The sequence below is a fragment of the Sphingomonas sp. STIS6.2 genome, from assembly GCF_000732685.2.
Classification (GTDB): Bacteria; Pseudomonadota; Alphaproteobacteria; order Sphingomonadales; family Sphingomonadaceae; genus Sphingomonas; species Sphingomonas aerolata.
This window is the reverse complement of record NZ_JPDP02000039.1, coordinates 1-5612: the sequence shown is the minus strand read 5'-3', so window position 1 is coordinate 5612 and position 5612 is coordinate 1. Positions and strand designations below refer to the sequence as shown.

4 protein-coding genes are annotated in these 5612 nt (G+C 65.9%); 3 read left to right on the top strand and 1 reads right to left on the bottom strand.

Annotation, left to right across the window (positions count from 1 at the left end):
- The first annotated feature begins 538 nt into the window (after positions 1-538).
- Positions 539-1198, top strand: coding sequence for a DUF4893 domain-containing protein (locus sphst_RS05635; RefSeq protein WP_234387471.1), 660 nt, complete (start codon positions 539-541; stop codon positions 1196-1198).
- Positions 1199-1237: 39 nt separating this feature from the next.
- On the opposite strand, the gene sphst_RS05630 is transcribed toward sphst_RS05635, so the two are convergent.
- Positions 1238-1729, bottom strand: coding sequence for a hypothetical protein (locus tag sphst_RS05630; protein WP_159043533.1), 492 nt, complete (start codon positions 1727-1729; stop codon positions 1238-1240).
- A gap of 152 nt (positions 1730-1881) precedes the next feature.
- On the opposite strand from sphst_RS05630, the gene uvrA reads away from it, so the two are divergent.
- Together uvrA and sphst_RS20360 are read left to right on the top strand one after the other, a co-directional pair.
- On the top strand, positions 1882-4779 hold the full coding sequence (gene uvrA, locus sphst_RS05625) for an excinuclease ABC subunit UvrA (protein ID WP_107045274.1): 2898 nt from the start codon (positions 1882-1884) through the stop codon (positions 4777-4779).
- Positions 4780-4937: 158 nt separating this feature from the next.
- Positions 4938-5549 carry a sce7726 family protein gene (locus tag sphst_RS20360; RefSeq protein ID WP_159043532.1) on the top strand — a complete coding sequence of 204 codons (612 nt, stop codon included), beginning with the start codon at positions 4938-4940 and terminating at the stop codon, positions 5547-5549.
- Positions 5550-5612: the final 63 nt, after the last annotated feature.

Here is a 5612-nt window from a genome sequence, read left to right as displayed (position 1 = left end):
CCCCCCGAGCCACAACGACCTTCAACCCCATCCGTCATCCCGGCGAACGCCGGGACCCATGGTTACGGCGGACCCGGCGATCCCGTGCTGCCATAACCCGGTCCGCGACCATGGGTCCCGGCGTCCGCCGGGATGACGGGAAGGGAGGTCCCACAAAATCGCTCCCGCACCCGCAACGGCCCGCATCCACGGTGCACCGCACACTCAGTACGCCGCACCTGCAGCGCTCCCGCCCCCGCAACACCCCGCCCCCATCCGTCATCCCGGCGAAAGTCGGGACCCAGAGCCCCAGGCGCACCCGCCCGCGGCCCTGAGTCCCGGTTCGGGCCGAAATGACGACAGGCAGGGGGTTGCCTCGCACCCTGCCAATCTCCACCAACCGCTCACCCGCACCTCACCGCATCCATCCCTCACCTCGGGTCGAAACTGAGCCAGATCAGTGAAGTTGTTAGCAATCCGTTTACCAGCCCGGCATAGCCACTCGTCTCCACGCCGCGGCGACGCCACCGTCGCGACCGGCCGTGCAAGGAGCCTGCCTTTGCGTGCGTTGATGATCCTGGCGGTAGGAACGGCCTGTCTCGCCGGCTGTGCGACGCAGCCCCGGGGCGGCAGCGCGGGCAAGGCCCCGGCCGTGGCGGCGGACCCCGCACCGGTCGCCCCAAACTGGACGACGATCGCGACGCCCGGCGACCGCGCGCGGCTCGCGGCGCTCGACGCCAGCTGGACGCGCGCGCGCGCCGCCGTGCCCAGACGGCTGGCGGGCCGGATCGCGGCCGAGGGCGCGCTGCTCGATCCCGCCGCTGCGCTCGACCTGCCCGCGCTGTCGCCCGGCTCCTATCGCTGCCGGCTGGTCCGGCTCGGCGGCCGCGCGGGCTATGCGAGCTTCGCGCCCGATTTCTGCTATGTCGACGGCAACGGCGCCGGGCTGTCCTTCACCAAGCAGACCGGCACGACGCTGCCCGGTGGCTGGCTGCACCCCGACGGCGACCGGCGGCAGGTGTTCCTCGGCACCGTCCGCACCACGCCCGCGCAGGTCGCGCCGCCCTATGGCACCAACCCGGCGCGCGACGTCGCGGGCGTCGTCGAGCGTGTCGGCCCGCTGCGCTGGCGCCTCGTGATGACGCGCGCGGGGCAGGGCGCGATCCTCGATCTCTACGAACTGGTCCCTGTGCCGCCGACGCCCGCGACGCCGCGCTGAGCTTGGAATCCTCCCCCTTGCGGGGGAGGATCAAGCGGGTCAGCCCTTTGGCGGCTTGGCGAAGTTCGCCGCGAACCGCTCCAGGCCCGATGCGAACGAGTCGATCACCTTCGCGAATTCGGGCGGCAGCGCAGCGGCGTCGCTCCTGGGCGGTTCCGGCGTCTCGCCCGCGAACGGCCCGCTGCCCGCCGTCGACCCGCCCGGAGCCTCCGGCGAAGCCTCGGCCGAGGGTTCTGGCGGCTTCGGCGGCTTCGGCGGCTCGGGCGGTGCAGGTGACGGCGTCGCCCCACGCATATCCTTCGCCGTGATCGCGGTCGCGGCCATCATCAGCCCGGCCGCGATGACCTGGCGTCCCGCGGGCGTGCCCATCTGCCGCGTCAGCGCCGCCGCGATCCCCGCGAACGGCGCCGCGCCGCCATGCTTGCCCGCCTTGGCGGACCAACGCGCCTCGAAACCCTCGCCTTTCGTCGCGCCCGTCTCGGCCTCGCGCTCCCGCGCCTCGCGTTCGCGACGCTCCTTCTTCTTGCCCATCTCGGTCTCCAGCACTGTATTGTACTAACAATACACTATGTAACTATCGTCGGCACCTTGGACAATGGTTCGGCGTTACCCATCTTTGCGAGCACCCGCCCGGCGCCCTCCCGGGCTTGTCGCGTCCGAACAAATGTGGAACAGAATCTCCTATGCTGACCAAGATTTCCGTACGCGGCGCGCGTGAACACAACCTCAAGGATGTCGATATCGACATCCCCCGCGACACGCTGACGGTGATCACCGGGCTGTCCGGCTCGGGCAAGTCGAGCCTCGCGTTCGACACCATCTACGCCGAGGGTCAGCGCCGCTACGTCGAGAGCCTGTCCGCCTATGCCCGCCAGTTCCTCGAACTGATGCAGAAGCCCGATGTCGACCATATCGAGGGCCTCAGCCCCGCCATCTCGATCGAGCAGAAGACGACCTCGCGCAACCCGCGCTCGACCGTCGCGACCGTCACCGAGATCTACGATTACATGCGCCTGCTCTGGGCGCGCGTCGGCATCCCCTATTCCCCCGCGACCGGCGAGCCGATCGCCGCGCAGACCGTCAGCCAGATGGTCGACCGCGTCATGGCGCTCCCCGAGGGCACGCGCCTCTATTTGCTCGCCCCCGTCGTCCGCGGCCGCAAGGGCGAGTATCGCAAGGAGCTCGCCGAGTGGCAGAAGGCGGGCTTCACCCGCGTCCGCATCGACGGCACGATCCACGACATCGACGAAGCCCCCGCGCTCGACAAGAAGTACAAGCACGACATCGAGGTCGTCGTCGACCGCCTCGTCGTCGGCGGCGAGATCGCCACGCGCCTGGCCGAGAGCTTCGAAACCGCGCTGAAGCTCGCCGAGGGCCTCGCCTATGTCGATCCCGCCGACCCGGTCGAGCCGCACACCCCCAAGTCCGAGATCCTCGGCAGCAACGCCCCCGACGGCCGCATCGTCTTCAGCGAGAAGTTCGCCTGCCCGGTCAGCGGCTTCACCATCTCCGAGATCGAGCCGCGTCTCTTCTCGTTCAACGCCCCCCAAGGCGCGTGCCCGGCCTGTGACGGCCTCGGCGAGAAGCTGCTGTTCGACGAAGACCTCGTCGTCCCCAACCACATGCTCAGCATCAAGAAGGGCGCGGTCGTCCCCTGGGCGAAATCCAACCCGCCCTCGCCCTATTACATGCAGGTCCTCGGCAGCCTCGCGCGCGAATACAAGTTCGACATCGAGACCCCCTGGGGCGAGCTCCCCGAGGAGGTGCAGCGCGTCATCCTGCACGGCTCGAAGGGCAAGCCCGTCACGCTCACCTTCATCGACGGCAAGAAGAAATACGACGTCTCCAAGCCGTTCGAGGGCGTCATCGGCAACCTCAACCGCCGCCTGCTCCAGACCGAGAGCGCGTGGATGCGCGAGGAGCTGAACAAATACCAGTCCGCCGCCCCGTGCGAGGTCTGCGCCGGCGCGCGCCTGAAACCCGAGGCGCTCGCGGTCAAGATCGCGATGAAGGATATCAGCTACGCGACCCACCTCTCGGTCGTCGACGCGCTCCAGTTCTTCACCGACATGCCGCAGCATCTCGGCGACCAGCAGAACGCGATCGCCGAACGCATCCTGAAGGAAATCGTCGAACGCCTCGGCTTCCTCAACAATGTCGGCCTCGACTATCTCAACCTCGACCGTACCAGCGGCACCCTAAGCGGCGGCGAGAGCCAGCGCATCCGCCTCGCGTCGCAGATCGGCAGCGGGCTGTCGGGCGTGCTCTACGTCCTCGATGAGCCCAGCATCGGCCTGCACCAGCGCGACAACGACATGCTCCTCAAGACGCTGCGCCGTCTGCGCGATCTCGGCAACACCGTGCTCGTCGTCGAGCATGACGAGGATGCGATCCGCACCGCCGACTATATCATCGACATGGGCCCGGGCGCAGGCGTCCGCGGCGGCCAGGTCGTCGCGCAGGGCACGCTGAAACAGATCCTCAAGTCGAAGGGCAGCATCACCGCCGACTATCTCAACGGCACGCGCGAAGTGCCGGTGCCCGCCACGCGGCGCAAGGGCAACGGCAAGAAGCTCACCGTCCACAACGCCACCGCCAATAACCTGACGGGCGTTACCGCGAGCATCCCCCTCGGCACCTTCACCTGCGTCACCGGCGTCTCGGGGTCGGGCAAGTCGAGCTTCACGATCGACACGCTCTACGCCGCCGCCGCGCGCGAGCTCAACGGCGCGCGTATCGTCCAGGGCAAGCACGACAAGATCACCGGCCTGCAATATCTCGACAAGGTCATCGACATCGACCAGTCGCCGATCGGCCGCACCCCCCGCAGCAACCCCGCCACCTATACCGGCAGCTTCACGCAGATCCGCGACTGGTTCGCCGGCCTGCCCGAAGCCCAGGCGCGCGGCTACAAGCCCGGCCGGTTCAGCTTCAACGTCAAGGGCGGCCGCTGCGAGGCGTGCCAGGGCGACGGCGTGCTCAAGATCGAGATGCACTTCCTCCCCGACGTCTATGTGCAGTGCGACGTTTGCCACGGCGCGCGCTACAATCGCGAGACGCTCGAGGTGAAGTTCAAGGGCCACAGCATCGCCGACGTGCTCGACATGACCGTCGAGGACGCCGCCGAGTTCTTCAAGGCGGTCCCCCCGATCCGCGACAAGATGGCGATGCTGGTCGAGGTCGGCCTCGGCTACGTCAAGGTCGGCCAGCAGGCGACGACGCTCTCGGGCGGCGAGGCGCAGCGCGTCAAGCTCGCCAAGGAACTCTCGCGCCGCGCGACCGGCAACACGCTGTATATCCTCGACGAGCCCACCACCGGCCTGCATTTCGAGGACGTCCGCAAACTCCTCGAAGTGCTCCACGCGCTCGTCGAGCAGGGCAACACCGTCGTCGTGATCGAGCATAATCTCGACGTCATCAAGACCGCCGACTGGGTCCTCGACCTGGGGCCGGAGGGCGGCGTCAAGGGCGGCGAGATCGTCGCCGAAGGCACGCCGGAAAAGGTCGCCAAGGCCAAGGGCAGCTTCACGGGCAAGTATCTGGCGCCGTTGCTGGAGAAGAAGGTGGTGGCGGCGGAGTAATTATATGCTCGTAACCGTCAAAACGCGCGGATGCTTGCCTTTACCCTCGACCTGATTCAGCATGCACTTTGATCTGACGGTCTGTTTGGCAGGGCTTGCGCCGCCAAGCAGACGCCGTATGCGCGCGCGTTGATAGAGCCTACAAGGAGCGGCGGAGCGTGACGAAAACTGAGGGCAGCATTGCCGCGCTAAACGATGCCGACATCCGCGGCAGGCTGAGCGAATGGCTTGTTGATCAGTTTGCTCACGATCAGTCGACCGTAGTGTGTCATGAATTTTCAGTGCCGCGGCCATCCGCACGGGCGGATGTGGCGGTGATTAACGGTCGGCTGTCAGGCTTTGAGATCAAGAGCGATCGTGACAGCTTGGCAAGACTGCCACAGCAGGTCGCAAGTTATAGCGCTGTGTTTGAACGAGTAACGCTCGTCACAACTGCTGCCCACCTAAAGAAAGCTACTATATCTGTGCCGGAATGGTGGGGTATTTTACTGGCTCACCCTACTTTACCGCTAAAAATGGTTCGCCTCGCTCGTATCAACAGGGGGCTGCAAATAGAAAAAGCCATGTATCTTTTAACATGCGCGGAACTGCAAGATATTGCTAAAAGAAGAAGATGCTTCGATTTTGTTAAAATGCGGAAGGCTCAGCTGATAACTTGCCTATGTCAAGCGGTCTCGGAGACTAAGCTAATGGGTGAAATCCGGAGTTTGCTGAAAAGGCGTCTTAGTCAAGCAGATCGTCAAAGTCATCATAGTCTGGCTGATAGCTAAATTGCCGATCGATGTGTCCGGCAATCCGGCTTGCATGCCATGGGCGAGGCGTATCCATACCCG